Source organism: Dietzia sp. SL131, assembly GCF_026672565.1.
GTDB classification, from domain to species: Bacteria; Actinomycetota; Actinomycetes; order Mycobacteriales; family Mycobacteriaceae; genus Dietzia; species Dietzia kunjamensis.
The window spans coordinates 450,537-468,190 of sequence record NZ_JAPPRI010000003.1 but is presented as its reverse complement, the minus strand read 5'-3'; the positions used below and the strand labels follow the sequence as shown (position 1 = coordinate 468,190).

At 72.0% G+C, this 17,654-nt stretch carries 16 protein-coding genes and 1 pseudogene; 9 read left to right on the top strand and 8 right to left on the bottom strand.

Annotated features, from left to right (window positions below):
* The first annotated feature begins 3 nt into the window (after positions 1-3).
* Both metX and OVA21_RS02875 read left to right on the top strand, forming a co-directional pair.
* Positions 4-1,173, top strand: coding sequence for a homoserine O-acetyltransferase MetX (gene metX / locus OVA21_RS02880; protein ID WP_067712524.1), 1,170 nt, complete (start codon positions 4-6; stop codon positions 1,171-1,173).
* Positions 1,170-1,607 (top strand): hypothetical protein, encoded by a 438-nt coding sequence (locus tag OVA21_RS02875; protein ID WP_119192267.1) that lies wholly within the window; start codon positions 1,170-1,172, stop codon positions 1,605-1,607. Before metX ends, OVA21_RS02875 begins: the two co-directional genes overlap by 4 nt.
* A gap of 47 nt (positions 1,608-1,654) precedes the next feature.
* On the opposite strand, the gene OVA21_RS02870 is transcribed toward OVA21_RS02875, so the two are convergent.
* Together OVA21_RS02870 and OVA21_RS02865 are read right to left on the bottom strand one after the other, a co-directional pair.
* On the bottom strand, positions 1,655-2,047 hold the full coding sequence (locus OVA21_RS02870; RefSeq protein ID WP_082923698.1) for a DUF3017 domain-containing protein: 393 nt from the start codon (positions 2,045-2,047) through the stop codon (positions 1,655-1,657).
* Between the two features lie 7 nt (positions 2,048-2,054).
* Positions 2,055-2,912: a bifunctional methylenetetrahydrofolate dehydrogenase/methenyltetrahydrofolate cyclohydrolase gene (locus OVA21_RS02865; RefSeq protein WP_067712529.1), complete on the bottom strand. Its 858-nt coding sequence runs from the start codon at positions 2,910-2,912 to the stop codon at positions 2,055-2,057.
* Between the two features lie 59 nt (positions 2,913-2,971).
* Here OVA21_RS02865 and OVA21_RS02860 point away from each other — a divergent pair, with 59 nt between their 5' ends.
* From OVA21_RS02860 to OVA21_RS02840, 5 genes are all read left to right on the top strand, one after another.
* Entirely contained in the window at positions 2,972-3,463 is a 492-nt protein-coding gene (locus OVA21_RS02860; protein ID WP_067712531.1) for a tRNA (cytidine(34)-2'-O)-methyltransferase, read from the top strand.
* A 161-nt stretch (positions 3,464-3,624) separates the two neighbouring features.
* Positions 3,625-4,482, top strand: a complete 858-nt coding sequence (locus OVA21_RS02855) for a metal ABC transporter solute-binding protein, Zn/Mn family (RefSeq protein ID WP_253695953.1) — start codon at positions 3,625-3,627, stop codon at positions 4,480-4,482.
* The gene (locus tag OVA21_RS02850; RefSeq protein ID WP_067712533.1) at positions 4,479-5,279 is read left to right on the top strand and encodes a metal ABC transporter ATP-binding protein; all 801 of its coding nucleotides are present in this window, start codon (positions 4,479-4,481) and stop codon (positions 5,277-5,279) included. The genes OVA21_RS02855 and OVA21_RS02850 overlap by 4 nt, the downstream gene beginning before the upstream one ends.
* Positions 5,276-6,145: a metal ABC transporter permease gene (locus tag OVA21_RS02845; RefSeq protein ID WP_067712535.1), complete on the top strand. Its 870-nt coding sequence runs from the start codon at positions 5,276-5,278 to the stop codon at positions 6,143-6,145. The genes OVA21_RS02850 and OVA21_RS02845 overlap by 4 nt, the downstream gene beginning before the upstream one ends.
* Positions 6,142-6,852: a metal-dependent transcriptional regulator gene (locus OVA21_RS02840; protein ID WP_119192266.1), complete on the top strand. Its 711-nt coding sequence runs from the start codon at positions 6,142-6,144 to the stop codon at positions 6,850-6,852. Before OVA21_RS02845 ends, OVA21_RS02840 begins: the two co-directional genes overlap by 4 nt.
* A 48-nt stretch (positions 6,853-6,900) precedes the next feature.
* On the opposite strand, the gene OVA21_RS02835 is transcribed toward OVA21_RS02840, so the two are convergent.
* Together OVA21_RS02835 and OVA21_RS02830 are read right to left on the bottom strand one after the other, a co-directional pair.
* Positions 6,901-7,347 (bottom strand): hypothetical protein, encoded by a 447-nt coding sequence (locus tag OVA21_RS02835; RefSeq protein WP_119192265.1) that lies wholly within the window; start codon positions 7,345-7,347, stop codon positions 6,901-6,903.
* Positions 7,348-7,471: 124 nt separating this feature from the next.
* The gene (locus OVA21_RS02830; RefSeq protein ID WP_181694304.1) at positions 7,472-8,869 is read right to left on the bottom strand and encodes an FAD-binding oxidoreductase; all 1,398 of its coding nucleotides are present in this window, start codon (positions 8,867-8,869) and stop codon (positions 7,472-7,474) included.
* A 135-nt stretch (positions 8,870-9,004) separates the two neighbouring features.
* On the opposite strand from OVA21_RS02830, the gene OVA21_RS02825 reads away from it, so the two are divergent.
* Positions 9,005-10,036 (top strand): C4-dicarboxylate ABC transporter, encoded by a 1,032-nt coding sequence (locus OVA21_RS02825; RefSeq protein WP_200841548.1) that lies wholly within the window; start codon positions 9,005-9,007, stop codon positions 10,034-10,036.
* Between the two features lie 11 nt (positions 10,037-10,047).
* On the opposite strand, the gene OVA21_RS02820 is transcribed toward OVA21_RS02825, so the two are convergent.
* Together OVA21_RS02820 and OVA21_RS02815 are read right to left on the bottom strand one after the other, a co-directional pair.
* Entirely contained in the window at positions 10,048-13,371 is a 3,324-nt protein-coding gene (locus OVA21_RS02820) for an error-prone DNA polymerase (RefSeq protein WP_181694303.1), read from the bottom strand.
* Between the two features lie 33 nt (positions 13,372-13,404).
* On the bottom strand, positions 13,405-14,328 hold the full coding sequence (locus OVA21_RS02815) for a sucrase ferredoxin (RefSeq protein WP_067712561.1): 924 nt from the start codon (positions 14,326-14,328) through the stop codon (positions 13,405-13,407).
* 86 nt (positions 14,329-14,414) lie between these two features.
* Between OVA21_RS02815 and OVA21_RS02810 the strand changes: the two genes are divergently transcribed.
* Complete coding sequence (locus OVA21_RS02810) at positions 14,415-15,056, top strand: AMIN-like domain-containing (lipo)protein (RefSeq protein ID WP_067712563.1); 642 nt, start codon at positions 14,415-14,417, stop codon at positions 15,054-15,056.
* 32 nt (positions 15,057-15,088) lie between these two features.
* Here the strand turns inward: OVA21_RS02810 and OVA21_RS02805 are convergent.
* Together OVA21_RS02805 and OVA21_RS02800 are read right to left on the bottom strand one after the other, a co-directional pair.
* Positions 15,089-16,740, bottom strand: a pseudogene (locus OVA21_RS02805) (DNA polymerase Y family protein).
* A complete protein-coding gene (locus tag OVA21_RS02800; protein WP_227022330.1) occupies positions 16,737-17,498 on the bottom strand; it encodes a hypothetical protein in 762 nt (253 codons plus the stop codon). The pseudogene OVA21_RS02805 and the gene OVA21_RS02800 overlap by 4 nt, the downstream one beginning before the upstream one ends.
* Positions 17,499-17,654: the final 156 nt, after the last annotated feature.

Here is a 17,654-nt window from a genome sequence, read left to right as displayed (position 1 = left end):
CGCATGATCCGGTCCTCCGATCCACTCGCGCTGCTGCCCCCGGGCGACGGCACCCTCGGCCACCTCGCCATCGGCGATCTGACCCTGGTCACGGGTGTCGTCATCCCGGGGGTGACGCTCGCCGTGCAGCGGTGGGGCAGGATCGCGGACGACCTGTCCAACATCGTCCTGGTCGAGCACGCGCTCACCGGGGACTCCCACCTCGTGGGTTCGGTCGACTCCCTGCACCCCACCCCAGGGTGGTGGAACGGGCTCGTCGGGCCCGGGTTGCCGCTGGACACCGACCGCTACTGCGTCCTGTCCGTCAACGTGCTGGGCGGCTGCCGCGGCTCGACGGGCCCGAGCTCGCTCCACCCCGACGGTCACTACTGGGGTGCCCGGTTCCCGGCCGTCTCCGTACGCGACATGGTCGAGGCGGAGCGGGTGATGGCCGACCTGCTGGGCGTCGAACGGTGGGCCGCCGTGATCGGCGGGTCCATGGGCGGCGCCCGGACCCTGGAGTGGATGGTCTCCTACCCTGACCGCGTGCGCGCGGCGTGCGTGCTGGCCGTCGGCGCCCGCGCCTCCGCGGACCAGATCGGGGTGCAGACCGCGCAGATCATGGCCGTCACCTCCGACCCGCACTGGCAGCAGGGCGGCTATCACGGCACCGGCCGCACCCCGGTCACCGGGCTGGGCATCGCCCGGCGCATCGCTCACCTGTCCTACCGGGGCGAGCAGGAACTGGACGAGCGGTTCTCCAACCGCCCGCAGCCCGGGGAGGATCCCCGCGGTGAGGACCTGTCGATGTCCGGAAGGTTCGCCGTCCAGTCCTACCTCGACCATCAGGCCGGCAAGCTCGTCTCACGGTTCGACGCCTGCTCGTACGTCCTGCTCACCGACGCCCTGAACCGGCACGACGTGGGCCTGGGCCGCGGTGGCGTCGAGGAAGCGCTGCGGTCGTGCCCGGTCCCGTGCGTGATCGGCGGGGTCACCACCGACCGGCTCTACCCCCTACGGCAGCAGCGAGAGTTGGCGGCGCTGCTCCCGGCTGCCGACCCACTCGTGGTGATCGACAGCCCGGCCGGCCACGACGGGTTCCTCACCGAATCCGACGTGGTGGGACCGATGCTTCAGCGGACCCTGGAACTCGCCGAGCAGGGATCCACGGACCGGACACGAGGACACGTATGACCGAATTCGATCGCACCCCCCGGCCTGCCGCCCTCGGACTTGCGGGTCTCGCCGTGGGATTCGGGGCCATCGGGGTGGCCGTCGGGTTCGCCACCCTCCTGGGTATCACCGCAACCGCCAGCGGCGGCAACGACATCACCCGGTACCGGCCGATGGCTGTGACCGCCGTGTCCTCATCTGCCCTGGGCATACTGCTGATCGTCGGCGGCGTGCTCCTGTGGCGGGCCCACCGTTGGTCCCGGGTGGTCCTCGGGGCGGCGGTGGCGCTCCTGGCTGCGAACTCACTGGCACGAGTCGTGCTGGACAGCCTCACGTTCATCTCCGTGGTGGGAAGCATCTTCTCCCTGCTGGTCCTGGTGACGATGGGCTATCTGCTCGCGTCGGACAGCATTCGGGAGCACGTCCGCGAGGGCGTTCCTCTGCGGCTTCGCTGACCCAGCGGGGCCCCGCGCGACGAGCCCGATCGAGCGCGGACTCGCCCTCAGCCAGTCCCGAGGGCGTCGATCGAGATCGACAGCCACAGCACGACCACGCCGATCGCCGAGTAGAACGCCACGTCGAAGCCCTTCCCACGGACCCCGAGCAAGCGGGCGCGGTGCTCCGGGACCACGCCGCGCAGGACCGCCGCGGCCAGCGCCACAAGCCCCAGCAGGAAGGCCCCGCGGCGCCACCGCTCGAACATCACGAACCCCAGCGCCACCGCGAGCCCGACCACGACCAGGGCGAGTGGCCACTGGGCCCGGAGCTGCGACCACCTCAGGCGCGCCGGGCGGGCCCGGCGCGGACGGGCGTCGGTCGCTTGGGTGTCGGTGGCCTCGTTGCCGGCGGGCTGGCTACCGGAGGGCCGGGACCAGCCGGGGGCGGGATGGGTCACGGGCGTCTCAGGCGTCGGCGGCGAGCCGCTCGCAGCGCTCGACCACGTTGGTCAGAAGAAACGCTCTGGTCAGCGGGCCGACTCCGCCCGGGTTCGGCGACACGGCACCCGCCACGTCCCACACGTCGGGGTGGACGTCGCCGGCGAGTTTGCCGTCGAGCCGGGACACGCCCACGTCAAGGATCGCCGAACCGGGCTTGACCATGTCGGCGGTGAGCATGTGCGCCACGCCGGCGGCGGCCACGATCACGTCGGCGCGCCGGGTCTCGGCGGCCAGGTCGCGGGTGCCGGTGTGGCACAGGGTGACGGTGGCGTTCTCGCTGCGCCGGGTGAGCATGAGCCCGATCGGCCGACCGACGGTGACGCCGCGGCCGATCACCACGACGTGCGCACCGTTCAACTCGACCCCGAACCGGCGGAGCAGGGCGATGCACCCGTTGGGGGTACACGGCAGCGGCGCCGGCTCGCCCAGGACCAGCCGGCCGAGGTTGACCGGGTGGAGTCCGTCCGCGTCCTTGGCCGGGTCGATCCGCTCGAGGACCGCGTTCTCGTCCAGGTGCTCGGGAAGCGGCAGCTGCACGATGTAGCCGGTGCACGCGGGGTCGGCATTGAGTTCGTCGATCACGGCCTCGAGTTCCGCCTGCGTGGTCTCTACGGGCAGATCACGCCGGATGGAGGAGATGCCCACCTGTTCGCAGTCGCGGTGCTTCATCTTGACGTAGGAGCGGCTGCCCGGGTCGTCGCCGACGAGGACGGTACCCAGTCCTGGGGTGACACCCTTGTCCCGCAGCGCAGCAACGCGGGTGGTGAGGTCGGCGACGATCTCGTCGCGGGTGAGCTTGCCGTCCAGCTTGATCGCGGTCACGGGTGCCAGTATCCCACTCGGCGTCGCCGCGGCCGCAGCGCACTGCGAGAATGTCCGCTATGACCGGAGCGGGCGTACGCGTGTTGTTCGACCGGCCCCGCATCCCGCCCAACACCGGAAACGCGATCCGGATGGCGGCGGGCGCGGGCTGTGAACTGCATCTGGCCGGCCCCCTGGGCTTCGACCTGTCCGAGCCGCAACTGCGCCGAGCGGGTCTCGACTACCACGACCTCGCCCACGTGGAGGTCCACGAGGACCTGGAGGCCGCATATGCGCGACTCCTCCCCGCCCGGGTGTGGGCGTTCACCGCTCATGCCGAACTCTCGCTGTCCGAGGTGCGGTTCACGCCCGGTGACGTGGTGCTCTTCGGTCCCGAGCCCACCGGCTTGGCCGACGACGTCCTGGCCGACGCGCGGGTGACGGCGAGGGTGCGCATCCCCATGCTGGCGGGCCGGCGCTCGATGAATCTCTCCAACGCGGCCGCGGTGGTGGTCTACGAGGCGTGGCGGCAACAGGATTACGTCGACAGTGTGGTATTTCCGGCGCCATGATTTAAGATTTCGCCATGCTTAACTTTTGTCCAGCAGTGAACCGTAAAGAGGGCGGCCCGCGCACATGCCGCACCGCCGTCGTTCCCGTCTTCACTCTCGCCCTGCTGGTCGTCCTCGCGACGTCCGCGTGTACGTCCGTGAGGACCGACACCAGTGACGAAGTGGCATTCACGGACGACGGCCGACGGTCCGCAGGTCCGGGGGACCGGGTGGTCGTGGCCACGACCTTCACGATCCTCGCCGACATGGCGCGCCGTATCGGAGGCGATCGGGTCCGCGTGGAGTCCGTGACGACCGCCGGTGCGAACGTGCACTTGTACGAGCCGGGAGTCAACGACCTCAAGCGGGTCGAGGACGCCGACCTCATCGTGAGCAACGGGCTTGGCATGGACGACTGGCTGTTGCGGTTCATCGACGGGACCGACGCCCGGCACGTGATCACCTCGAGCGAAGTCGATCCCCTGCCCGTCCGCTCCGGCAAGTACACCGGACGCCCCAATCCCCACGCGTGGATGTCGCCCGTCGAGGGCGCGAAATACATCCGGGCGATCGCCCGGGCACTCGCTGACCTCGACCCGGACGGTGCCGCCGCCTACACGGCCCGCGCCGAGGACTACGTGGCCGACCTCGTCGACCTGGCCAGCCGCGCCCGGACGGCCGTGGTTTCCGTGCCCGAGCAACGCCGGGTGTTGACGACCTGTGAGGGCGCGTTCTCGTATCTGACCAGAGACATAGGCCTGGACGAGCTATATCTGTGGTCGGTCAACAGCGAGAACCAGGGGCTGCCGCGGCAGGTCACGAGCATGATCGAGGAGGTGCGCGGGCGTGATATCCCCGCCGTCTTCTGCGAGTCGACGGTCTCCGGCGCAGCCATGGAACAGGTTGCGGCAGAGACCGGCAGCCGACTAGCCGGGATGCTCTACGTCGATTCCCTCTCCACCCCCTCCGGTCCGGTGCCCACCTACCTGGACCTGCTCGACCACAACCTCGAGACGATCACCCGGGAGTTGGCGTCGTGACCGTACAGCCGCAGCCCTCGGCCACGTCCGCGGGCCCGCCGGCCATCGAGGTCACGGACCTCACCGTCGATCGCGGCCAGGTCCGCGCACTCGACTCGGTCTCGTTGTCCGTCCCCCGCGGGGAGATCACCGTGTTGCTCGGCCCGAACGGGTCGGGAAAATCAACCCTGATCCAGGCGATCCTGGGCCTGGTCACTCCGAGCAGCGGGACGGTCCGCATCCTGGACGCCCCCGTGGCGCTCGCCCTGCGCACGGGGCGGGTGGCGGCCGTCCCCCAGTCCGACGGCATCGACGAGCGTTTCCCCGTGACCGGGGCAGAAGTGGTCATGCAGGGCCGCCGACGCTTCACCGGTCCGTGGCGCCGCCCGTCCACCGTCGACCGCCTGGCCGTCGACGACGCGCTGGACCGGGTCGGACTGTCCGCGATCGCCGGTCGGCGAATCGGCGAACTCTCGGGCGGCCAGAGACGCAGGGTGCTGCTCGCGCGCTGCCTGGCCCAGGAGGCCGAACTCCTCCTGCTCGACGAGCCGTTCAACGGCATGGACGCCGGCAGCGAGTCGGTGTACATCGACGTGCTGCGCCAACTCGCCGCCTCAGGGCGGGCAGCACTGGTCTCCACGCACCACCTGGGTACCATCGCACAACTCGCCGACTCGGTCGCACTGCTCAACGTCCGGCTCGTGGCGCACGGCCCGGTCGACGAGACCACCACTCCGCAGATACTGACCACCCTGCTCGGCGCCCGCGTGCCGGATCCCACCGAGCGCGTCGCGACCACTGAGGGGGCCCTACCGTGATCGACCTGATCGTCGAACCAATGACGTACGAGTTCATGCGCCGCGCGCTCCTGGTGGTGACGGCGTCAGGGATCGCCGGGGCGTTGCTGAGCTGCTGGCTGGTGCACATGGGCTGGTCTCTCATGGGCGACGCGGTCTCACACGCCGTTCTCCCGGGTGTGGTGATCGCCGGCATGACGGGCATCCCGTTCGCCGCCGGAGCGCTCATCGCGGCGCTGGTGGCGGTCACGCTCATCGGAGCGGTGCGCGGGAGCGGGACGGTCCGGGAGGACGCCGCGATGGGCATCGTCTTCACGGCCCTGTTCTCCCTCGGCCTGGTCCTGATCGCCCGCTTCCCCAGTCAGCGTGATCTCCACTCGATCCTGTTCGGCAGCGTGCTCGGAGTCCGTGACTCCGACCTCTACCAGGTGCTGGCGGTGTCGGTGTTCACCGTGATCGTGCTGCTGGCATTCCGTCGCGACCTCATCATGGTGGCGTTCGACCGCCTCCACGCCCACACCCTGGGACTGCGGACCGGCGCGCTCACCGCACTCCTCCTGGCCACCCTCGCCACGGCTACCGTGGCGGGAGTCCAGTCGGTCGGTGTGATCCTGGTGGTGGCGACCCTCATCATCCCGGGCGCGACCGCACAATTGCTGGCCGACACCATGCGGGGGACCATGATCCTCTCCGTCGTCGTCGCACTTCTCGGTGGCGTGGTCGGCCTGTACGTCGGTTACTACGCCGACCTCCCGCCCGGTCCCGTCGTGGTCCTCACCCAGGCGGTGATCTTCGCGGCAGCACAGTTGTTCGCGCCCGGTCGCGGGGTGATCCCCCGGGCCGCGGCGAGCGCGCGGTCACGACGATCAGGGATGATGCCCGCATGACCGTCGATCCCCCCCGAGACCTCGCAGATCTCACCCCGACAACCCAGTCCTACCTCATGGCCGCGCACGCACTGGGAGCCGGCGGCGACCCCGTGACCTCCGGGGCGTTGGCCGAGCGCCTCGGAGCGTCTCCCTCCTCGGTCACAGAGGGCGTCCGTAGACTCGTCGCGCTGGGCCTGGCCGAGCACCGCCCCTACGCGCCCGTCGAGCTCACCGAGGCCGGGCGGTCGTTCGCGGTGGCGATGGTGCGCCGCCACCGGATCATCGAGACGTTCCTGGCCCGGTGCCTGGATTACCCGTGGGACGAGGTCCACGCCGAGGCCGACGCGCTCGAACACGTGGTGTCGGACCGGTTCGTCGACGCCCTGGACGAGTTCCTCGACCACCCGCGCCGCGACCCGCACGGTGACCCCATCCCCACGCGCGACGGGCGGGTCGACCCCCTCGGGGACGTGCCGCTGGATCAGGCCCCGGAAGGCGCTACAGGTGTCGTGACCCGGGTCTCCGATCGCGACAACGCCGTCCTGCGCCACCTCGCGGAGATCGGCCTGCGCCCCGATTCGCCCGTCGAGGTGGTCTCGCGCCAGGTGGAGTTGGGGATCATCGGGGTGTCCCTGGGCGGGCGCATCGTCCAGGTGGGGACGCCGGTGGCCGCCGCGGTGCGCGTCCGGGTCACCGCCGGGACGGGATCCGACGACGACGGTTGAGCCGACCACGACGACGAGGTCCGCGGCGGACCCACCGCCCGCGGTCGCTCACGCCGCGTCGGGGACGGTGGCCGGTGCTCTCGTGCGGGTAGCAGTGGCGTTCGCCGAGCGGTCAGGGTGGGCCGCCCGCGAGGCCGGCCACCGCAGGCCGAGTGCGACGAGGGTGGCCAGGACGATCGCCCCGTCGACCGCGGCGGCGGCCGGTGCCCCGGTCACGTCGTGGCGCAGCAGGAGCACAGCGGTCATGGTCATGGACGCCTTGTGGAAGATCACGACCACCCACAGCACGGTGGCCCCGGGCGGGGTGGCACCCAGGTAGCCGGTCAGGGCGGCGAAGACGAGCAGGCCGTAGGCCCGCCAGTAGGCGGTGAGTTGGTACTCCGGGGTGATGGTGGGTGCCTCGAGCCCGGCGGCGACCCCCAGACCCAGCGCCATCGCCGCGGTCGACAGGAGCAACGCCCGATAGAGCAGGAGGCTGAGTCGGTCGGTGGCCATGGACCCGATACTCGCCGACCGGTGAGGGCCGCACATCGGGGAGATCCCCGGGATCGGACCTGATTCCCGCGGCTCGCGTCGCCCGCGCAGCCGGGGCGGCCCGGCCGCCCGACCCGCCCGGCCGCTACAGCATCGTCCCGGGGTTGAGGATGCCCTGCGGGTCGAGGGCGGACTTGATGCGCCGGCTCAGCTCCATGACGTCCTCCCCCAGCTGGGCGGGCAGCCACGGCGCCTTGAGCCGACCGACACCGTGTTCACCGGTGATCGTCCCGCCCATCCCGATCGCCAGGTCCATCACCTCGCCGAACGCGATCCGGGCACGCTCGGCCCGGTCCGGGTCGCCGTCCTCCAGCACGATGATGGGGTGGGTGTTGCCGTCCCCGGCGTGCGCGACCAGCGCGATCGGGATGTCACGGCGGGCGGAGATCTCCTCGATCCCGGCCACCAGGTCGGGAAGCGAGGGCAGGGGCACGCCCACGTCCTCGAGCAGCAGGGTGCCGGTCTTGCCGAGGCTGGTGAACGCGGCCCGGCGGGCCATGGTGAACTGCTCACCCTCGTCGGGGTCGTCGGTGGCGAACACGTCGGTCGCACCGTGGGTGCGGAACGCCTCGGCCATGAACCCGGTCTCGGCCGCGCGGTCGGGGCCGGTGAGGTCGGACTGGGCCAGGAGCATCGCCCCCGCCGTGGTGTCCAGGCCCATCCGCAGGTCCGCCTCGACGGCCCGGATGGAGACGGTGTCCATGAATTCGAGCATCGCCGGGCGGATCCGCCGGGTGATGGCCAGCACGGCCTCGCTGCAGGCGACCACGTCGGGGAAGATCCCCACCACCGTCGAGCGCGGCGGCTGCTCCGGGATCAGCCGGAGGATGATCTCGGTGACGATCCCCAGCGTCCCCTCGCTGCCGACGAACAGTTTGGTCAGGCTCAGCCCGGCGGTGTCCTTGAGGCGCGGCCCGCCCAGGCGCACCGCCGTACCGTCGGCGAGCACGACCGTCATCCCCAGGACGTAGTCGGTGGTCACCCCGTATTTCACGCAGCACAGGCCCCCGGCGTTGGTGGCGATGTTGCCGCCGATCGAGCAGATCTCGTAGGACGACGGGTCCGGCGGGTACCAGAGACCGTGCTCTGCGACGGCCTGCTTGACCTCGGCGTTGTAAAGCCCCGGTTGGACGGTGGCCGTCCGGGTGACGGGGTCGACGTCGATGTCGCGCATGAGTTCGGTGGACAGCACGATCCCGCCGTCGACCGCCGTCGCGCCGCCGGACAGGCCGGATCCTGCACCCCGCGGGACCACGGGGACGCCGTGCGCGCTCGCCCAGCGCAGGACCTCCTGCACGTCCTCGGTGGTGCGGGCCCGGACCACCGCCAGGGGCAGGCCCGGGTCGGGGGCCTTGGCCCAGTCCTGGCGGTAGCCCTCCAGAAGGTCCGGGTCGGTGAGTATCCGCGCGGTGTCGAGTCGGGCTCGCAGTTCATCCAGCGGGGCGGCGGGATCGGGGCCACGGGAGGCGGTCGGGGCGCTCATGGGATCGAACGTACGGTGTCGTGCCCGTGGGCGTCGGGGATCCGGGCAGTCGCTCGCCGGGGCGCGACGGAGCGGCGGATGTCGTTGTCCCCCCCGGATTTTCGGGCAACGACGAGGTGCGGGCATAGTGTCCTGGTGACCACGAGCCGGGGACCGCGATCAGCGCCCGCGGCCCCGTCCGTCCCGGGGCCCGGCCCCGCCTGGTTCGGTGCCGTGATGGGCACCGGTGGTCTGGCGACGCTCCTGCAGATCCACGCGGTGCGGGTTCCGGGTTTCGCGCCGGCCGCGGTGGTCATGGTGATCCTGGGCTGGGTTCTGTTGCTGGGGCTCGGCGCGGGGTTCGCGCGATCGGTGGCGCGCGCCCCGGACATGTGGACGTCCTCGGTCCGGGATGCGGCGATGCTGCCGCTGTGGGGCATGGTCTCGATGGGGTTGCTCGCGGTGGGCTCCGCGTCCTTTGTGGTGGTCGATGCCCGCGCGCCGGCGCTGTCGACCATCGCGTTCGGGGTGGACGCGGCGTTGTGGGCTGCGGGGACCGTGCTGGGGTTGGCCACCGCGCTGAGGTTCACCGTGTGGCTGGTCACCGCCCGTCCCGACCATCCGTTGCCGACGTGGGCGTTGCCGGTGGTGCCGCCGATGGTGTCCGCGGGTGCGGGGGGCCTGATGTCCAGGCACGTCGATTCGGAGGCTGTCCGGTCGGTTCTGGTGGGCGCGTGCTCGGTGTGCTTCGTGTTGGCCCTGGTGCTGGGCGGCGCGGTGATCGCCAGGACGTATCACCACGCCTGGTTTCGGACTCCCGTCCCGGTGGAGTTGGCGACCACGACGTGGATCCCGTTGGGGATCGTGGGTCAGTCCGCGGCCGCCGCGCAGGTGCTGTTCGGCGCGACCCTGGGGGGTGTCGCCCGGGCCTATGCCGCCTCGGTGCTGGTGGCGGGGGCCGGGCTGGGCGCTTACGCGGTGTTCTCCACGATCAGGGGCTTCCTGGCGCGCATGCCGTTCAATCCGGGGTGGTGGGCGATGGCGTACCCGCTGTCGACGTGCGCCCTGGGGTCGTTCTACCTGGATTGGGATGCGGCGAGTGTGTTCACGGTGATGGTGCTGATCGTCATCTGGTCGCTGTGCGCGGTCGCCAGTGTGCGGGCGATCGCGAGGGCGCGGGCCGCCTGACCGGGGGCGGCTCACCGGAAGTCCCGACTGCGACCGATGGCCATACCCAGGTGCAGGCGTTCGATCTTGTCCGCCACCACGCTGACCGCGCCGGAGCGGTTCTCCACGGTGCCGCGGACGATGAGCGCCGGGGACGCGGAGACGATCGGCCGGTATCGCGCCCACAGTCCCACCGAGCACACGACGTTGGTCATGCCCGTCTCGTCCTCGAGGCTGAGGAAGGTCACGCCCTCCGCGGTGGCGGGACGCTGACGGTGGGTGACGGCTCCGGCGACCTCGACGCGGCTGCCGTCGGGGACGTGGGCGAGCCCGGCGGTGGTGCATACGCCGCGGGAGTCGAGCCACGGCCGGGCGTGGACGGTCGGGTATTCCTCGGGGCTGATCCCGGTGGCCGACAGGTCGGCGGAGGTGAGTTCGAGGACGCTCATGCCGGGCAGGGCCGGGGCGTCGACCTGGCTGAGCCCGGGCAGCATGCCGGGCTTCTCGCGGGCCGCGGTGGCCGCCGACCACAGGGCGGACCGACGGCCCCCGGTGCCGAGCGAGTCGAGCGCCCCGGCGGTGGCGAGTGCCTCCATCTGCCGGACGGACAGGCCGGTGCGGCCGGCGAGGTCGGCGGCGGAGGTGTACGGGCCGTGGGTGTCGCGTTCATCGGCGATCGCGGTGGCCAGGTCCTCACCGATCGCCCGGACCGACTCCAGTCCGAGGCGCACCTCGGCACCATCGTTCTCGCAGGTGGCCCCACCGAGTGAGCGGTTGACGCACGGGCGGTGCACGGTGACACCGTGCCGGCGGGCGTCGGCGACGAGCGACTGCGGCGAGTAGAAGCCCATGGGCTGGCTGCGCAGCAGCGCCGCGCAGAAGATCGCCGGGTGGTGGCACTTGAACCATGCGGAGTAGTAGACGATGGCGGCGAAGGACTGGGAGTGGCTCTCGGGGAAGCCGTAGTTGGCGAAGGCGCACATCTTCTCCCAGATCCGCTCCCCCACCTCCGGCCCGGTGACCGGGGTCCCGGGCGGGCTGGTGCCGATCCCGTGCAGGTCGCGCATCCCGTCGAAGAACCGTTCCTTCAGTCGGGCCATCCGTTCGGGTGACCGCTTGGACCCCATCGCGCGGCGCAACTGGTCGGCTTCCGCTCCGGTGAAGCCCGCGATGACGGTGGCGATCTGCATGAGCTGCTCCTGGAACAGCGGGATCCCCAGCGTGCGTCCCAGCACCTCCTCCAGCGCGGGGTGGTCGAACACCACCTTCTCCCGGCCGTTGCGGCGACGGATGTAGGGGTGCACGGACCCGCCCTGGATGGGGCCGGGACGGATGAGCGCCACCTCGACCACCAGGTCGTAGAACGTCCGCGGTCGGAGCCGGGGCAGGGTGGCCATCTGTGCGCGGGACTCCACCTGGAACACACCCACCGAGTCGCCCAGGCACAGCATCTCGTAGACCTTCGGGTCCGCGAGGTCCAACCGGGCCAGGTCCACGTCGAGATCCTTGTGTTCCGCCGCGAGGTCGATGGCGTGATGCAGTGCGGTGAGCATGCCCAGGCCCAGCATGTCGAACTTGACCAGCCCGACCGCCGCGCAGTCGTCCTTGTCCCACTGCAGGACCGTCCGTCCCGGCATGCGTGCCCACTCGACGGGTACCACGTCCGCCACCGGGCGGTCGCAGATCACCATGCCTCCCGAGTGGATCCCCAGGTGGCGGGGCAGTCCGACGAGCCGCCGTGCCAGCGCGAGCACATCGGGCGGGACGGTGTGCTCGGTGGCCTCCCTCTCGTGGTTCTTCAACCCCGACCACCGGTCGACGCTCTTCGACCACGCGTCCTGTTGCCCCGGGGAGTAGCCCAGGGCCCGGGCCACGTCCCGCACGGCCGATCGTCCGCGGTAGGTGATGACGTTGGCGACCTGGGCGGCGTGGTTCCGGCCGTACCGGGAGTAGACGTACTGGATGGCCTCCTCCCGACGGCCCGACTCGATGTCCACGTCGATGTCCGGCGGACCGTCTCGCTCCGGCGCCAGGAACCGCTCGAACAACAGCTGGGCGCCCACCGGGTCGACGTTGGTGATCCCCAGCGAGTAGCAGACCGCCGAGTTGGCGGCCGAGCCGCGGCCCTGGCAGAGGATGCCCTCGCGGTGGCAGAACTCGACGATGTCGTGGACGACGAGGAAGTACCCGGGAAAGCCCAGTTCGGCGATCACCTGTAGTTCGCGGTCGATCTGCGCATACGCCTCCGGGGCCTCTTCGCGTGTCCCGTAGCGACGGGCGGCGCCGGCGTAGGCGAGCTCGGCGAGCATCGTGTCCTCGGTGTAACCCTCGGGGACGTCGAACGGAGGTAGCTGCGGGGCGATGAGCCGGAGGTCGAACGCGCACTCCCGGCCCAGCCTGTCCGCCCCGGCCACGGCATCGGGCCAGCGGTCGAACAGTTCCGTCATCTCCTCGCCCGAGCGCAGGTGCGCCCCGCCCGCGGCGGGCAGGTGCGCTGCGTGGGTCTCCAGTGCGTCGCGCGCACCGAGCGCCGCCATGACCGAGGCCAGTCGCGCGTCCTCCGGCCCGGCGCAGTGGGCAGCGGTGGTCGCGACGACGGGCAGGCCCGCCTGCGCGGCGAGACCCGCCAACGCGTCGCATCGTTCCGTGTCCTCGGGAACCCCGTGACAGGTCAGCTCCACGACCACCCTGTCCTGACCGAACAGCTCGACGAGCTGGTCCAGGGCCGCACCGGCAGCGGGGATGTCGAAGTCGGACGCCCCCGTCCCGCCGCGCTCCAGGGACCGACGGACCCGGCCTCGACGACAGCCGGTGAGCACATACCAGTGACCGCCGGCCGCCTCCGCGAGCTCGGTCATCTCGTACCGCGGTTCGCCCTTTGCCCCACCCCGCAGGTGGGCGTGGGCGATCGAGCGCGACAACCGCCGGTAGCCCTCCTCACCCCTGGCCAGGACCAGCAGGTGCTCGCCGCCCGGTAGCGAGAGTTCCGCCCCGAACACCGTGGCCAGTCCCAGCTCGGAGGCGGCCTCGGCGAAGCGCACGACCCCGTACAACCCGTCGTGGTCGGTGATCGCGAGCGCCGTGAGCCCCAGTTCCGCCGCCGCCTCGGCCATGGCCTCGGGAGAGGAGGCCCCGTCGAGGAAGCTGAACGCGGTGTGGGCGTGCAGCTCCGCGTACGGCACTCGCCCCCGGGCGCGGGCCCGCGGAGGGGCCGTGTACCCGCCACGCTTGCGTGACCAGGCGGGGGCGTCGCTGCCGTCGCCGGGGTGCGGGTTCTCGGCCCCTCGCGGGCCCGGTCGTCCGGAGAGCACCCGTTCGAGTTCCGACCACGTCCTGGGTCCGTGGTACCAGTTCACCGGTGCTCACCCGCCCGGTGTCGGTGGGTCGATTCAGAGCAGGGTGAGGGACTCCACGACCCACGCCGAGGCCTCGCCGGCGGGCTTGCGGCAACTCTGCTGGCGTGGCGGGAGCGGTCGCTTCCCTGCCTCGACCCGCCAGGCGCGTCCGTCGGTGTGCCGGACGACGACCACGAGCGGGTCATCCGGGTCGACGTCGACGATGAGATCGTCGATCCCCGCCTCCACGCCGGACTCCCGGACGGCGACCTCTGCCACCTGCCCGGCCGGCGCCCACGTGCTGCGACCCCGCAGGTGCTCGGTGACGACCCGACCGTCCAGTTCGGCCTCGACGATGCGGGCCGCGAGATCCGCCTCCGCGGGTCCGTAGGTGTAGCCGGTGCCGGGGAGCAGCAGGACCGGGGCGAAGCGGTGCCCGCCGGTGTGGGAGCACTCCCACACCGCGGCGTCCGGATCGAGCGCGGACAGGCGGGCTCCGACCAGCTCATCCAGTTCGGCCACGACCGGACGCCCCCGGACCGCACAGCACTGGTCACGCTTGGCGTGGGTGCACACCAGCGGCACCGGGGCCGAGATCTCGCGGGTACCCGCCACGTGCCCACCGGGCGAGAGGTCCAGGTCGAGCATGTCCGCGGGACGGTCGACACGGCCGACCCGGATACTCCGCCGGCCGGGCCTGGTGTCGCACAGGTAGAAACGGTGACGGTCGATGCGTTGGCCCTCGCGGCCCGGGCGCCGGATGAAGAGCATCCGGGATCCGCAGGCCGAGACATGTTCCTTGAGTCGCTCGGACAGCTCCTCGCCCAGGGCTTCGCCGTCGAAGATATCGCGTCCCCAGCGCGCGGGAACCTCCAACAGGACCCACGATTCCTCGTGGGCCGCGGTACCGGCGGGCGGCTCATCGGCCGACTGGAGGGAACACCAGGCAGTGAGTGGGGTGGGATCGATGACTGACACGCCCCCATGGTGCCCCACCGCGCGACGTGGTGTAACTGTAGCCACCTCGTGGGACAAAAGTGATGAGAGGGACTTAAGCTGGGGCCATGCGTACCCGACATCGCCGCCTCGCAGCGGCCGCCGCCCTGACCGCCGCCGCGTCCCTGGCCATGGCGGGCTGCGGGGCCGACACCTCGACCGACGCCCCCGCCACCAGCCAGACGACCACTGCGGGATCCTCCCCGGCCGCCCTGGCGCAGGCTCTGGCGCCGGAGGAGACCGAGGCCGCCGACCCCACCGCCGGCCCGACGGACTCCGCCCCCAAGCGCGAGGAGGCGGACGCTGCCGCCGGACGCGCAGAACTGGTGGTATCCGAGATCCGCATGGGCAATTTCCAGGGCAAGGACCGTGTGGTCTTCGAACTCGACGGCCGCGGGACCCCGAGCTATTCCGTGGACTATGTGGACAGCCCGGCCCAGCAGGGCAGCGGCTTTCCGGTGGAAGTGCCGGGCGACTCCTTCCTGCAGGTGACGATCGGCGGCCAGGTCCTGCCCACCCAGACCGGCATGGAGGAGGTCCCCGTGGGCACCGTGGCCGGCGACGACGCGACCGGGGTGGCGGGCGTGGCGTTCACGGGACAGTTCGAGGGGCAGGCGCAGTCCGTGATCGGCCTCGAGGGCTCGGACCGGGCATTCTCCGCCTTCCTGCTGCAGAACCCGACCCGCCTGGTGGTCGACATCGAGCGCTGAGCCGCGCCGGGGGCGCCTCATCCGCGAACGGCTCATTCGTAGACTCCTTCCACGATCCAGTTCCCCTGTTCGTCCCCGAGCACGCCGCAGAGCAGCAATGCCGCCGCACGCTCGGGGACGACCTGCATGCGGGCCCGAGGGCGGCGAGGCTCGCCGTCGGGCGTCGGCTCCCACCAGGCCTCGTCGATCGGCCACGGCCGTGACCAGCCGAGCAGCGCGCAACGGCGACCGCCCACCTCGACCGCGGCAGGCCTGCCGCTGAGCAGACCCCGCGGGGTCACCCCCACGACATCTCCGGCTGCACTGCGCAGCACGACTCCCCTGACGAGGGCCACCCGCGCCGCGACGGCGGCTCCCGGGTCGCCGCTCTCGCGGATCTCCAACCGGTAGCCCGGCCCCGGCCACACCACCGACGGCGAGGGGGCGGGCAGCGCCCCCGGCCACGGCCCCTGAGCGGCGGGCTCGGCCGGGGCGTCACCGTACGGCAGTGACCGCACCCGCTCGGCCGGCCCGCGGCCACCCACTTCCACGGGCACACGGACCGCCTCGGGCCCGAGCAGACCCTGGACCCGCACCAGTGCGCGGTGGACGCGGGCCTCCGCGAGCCCGGCCTCGCCCCAGAGCCCCTCCTGTACGCGGCCGGCGGGGACCACCTCCACCGGTTCCAGGACGAGGGCGGTGACCGCGCCCCCGGCCCCACCGGCGATCGCGGTCCCGGTGAGCCAACCCTCGAGTTGCCAGCGGAGCCGATCGGCGGTGCCCTCCGGGGTGAGGGGCGATGAGCACCGCCACACCCGGTTGACCTCCGTACCGCCCTCCACCCGGGCGGTGATGGACAGACGCAGGCACGAGACGCCGGACGCGGCGAGCACGGCGTGCAACTCCCCCGCCAGCCGCCGGCCGAGGAACGCGGCCTCGTCGACACGCTCCAGTGGCGGGTCGCACCGGTGCTCGACCGCCGACCCCGTGGGCACCGCGGACACCGAGGGCGGACGCCACGGGATGCGCGGGCGATACGGTGCGCCACCGCACCCCCCTCCCCGAAGCGGGTGGCCACATCACGCGGCGGTAGCGCGGCGAAGTCGCCGAGCGTCCGCACGCCGAGGCAGTGCAGCAACCCGACCAACTCGGACAGCACCTCGGGGTCCCCCAACGCGGGTTCCACCACGAGTGCGTCCACAGGCAATCCGGCCAGGTAGTCAGCGTCCCCACCTGGTTCCAGCAGTGCCGAACCGCGGGCCCCGAGCACGGCCGTGGGCAATTCGTCCGCGAGGCCCACCTGACACTCCGCGCCGGCGGCCGCCACCGCGTCGACGACGCGGGTGACGACCTGTTCGACCCCACCGTGGAAGCGCAGGGCACCCGCTGCGGAGAACACGAACAGTCCGGGGCGCAGCACCTCGATACCCGGGACGACGGCATCGAGCGCCTGCACCACGGGCTCGAACCACGCGGCGTCCCGGGCCGGGTCGGCCGCGACCACCACGAGTTCGGGACAGCGGAACTGCGCCTCACGCCGGCGCAGACCACGACGCACCCCCACCGCGCGGGCGACGGCGTTGCACGCGAGCACCCCCCGGGGCCCGACGACCGCCAACGGAAGATGCAGCCCGTGCCCCTCGGCCCGTGCCGCCGCGACCGTCGGCCAGTCCGGGCACCACACCGCCATGACCCGGGCGCTCATCCCGCCGCCACCCATTCCGCGGTCCGGGCGGGTGCCGCCCGGCCGGAACAGCGCACCACCGTGGAGACCGAGGCCAGCCGACCCGCGCCCGCACCCAGTCCGCCGTAGCGGCAGTGCCGCCCCGCCAGTGTCAGCTCCGCCCCGGGCCACCCGGCGCCCACGAGCAACACCGCGCCAGCGGCTCGGACCCGCCCCGCCAGCACCCGCGCACGGGACGGGGCGACCGGGGCCACACCAGGCCCCAGCAAGACCAGGTCCAGCCCGTCGAGCAGGACGGACACCACCGCTGCGGGATCCGGGCCGGGATCCGGGACCAGCGCCAGACAGTCCAGTCGACCTCCCTGCTCGGCCACCGCGGCCACGCCGAGCTCCGGCCATCCGACCACCGCACACCTGGCACCGGCGGCCGTGGCCGCGGCGAGCAACCCCACCCGTAGGGTGGCGCTGCCGGACACCGCCGTGACGCGGCCCGCGGGCAGCACCCCACCCGGCAACAGGGGCGCCACCGACCCCGGAACCGCGACTCCGGGAACCACGATCTCCGCCGCTTCCGCGGGGGCAACGGGGGCAACGGGGGCAGCCGGGGCAGCCGGAGCAGAGGGCGCAGAGACGACCGAAGCCGGCCCTGCCGGGGCCTGGGCGCGAACCGCGGCGGGTGCACCGCCGCCGGGCATCGCGGCCAGGCGGCGACGCAGCTCCGTGACACGCTCCTCCCGGCCGAGGCCGGACAGGTCGACAGGTGACGTCGCCACTACCATCATCCCCACCTCCCACCGGGTCCGACACGCCGGACAGACCATTGATCGAATGGCTTTTCGAGTACGCGATCAGTGAACACCACGGGTACGACATCGCGCAAGAACACCTGTTCGACAGGCCGGAACGCGCTTCACCGTCGGACCCACCGGCTACGC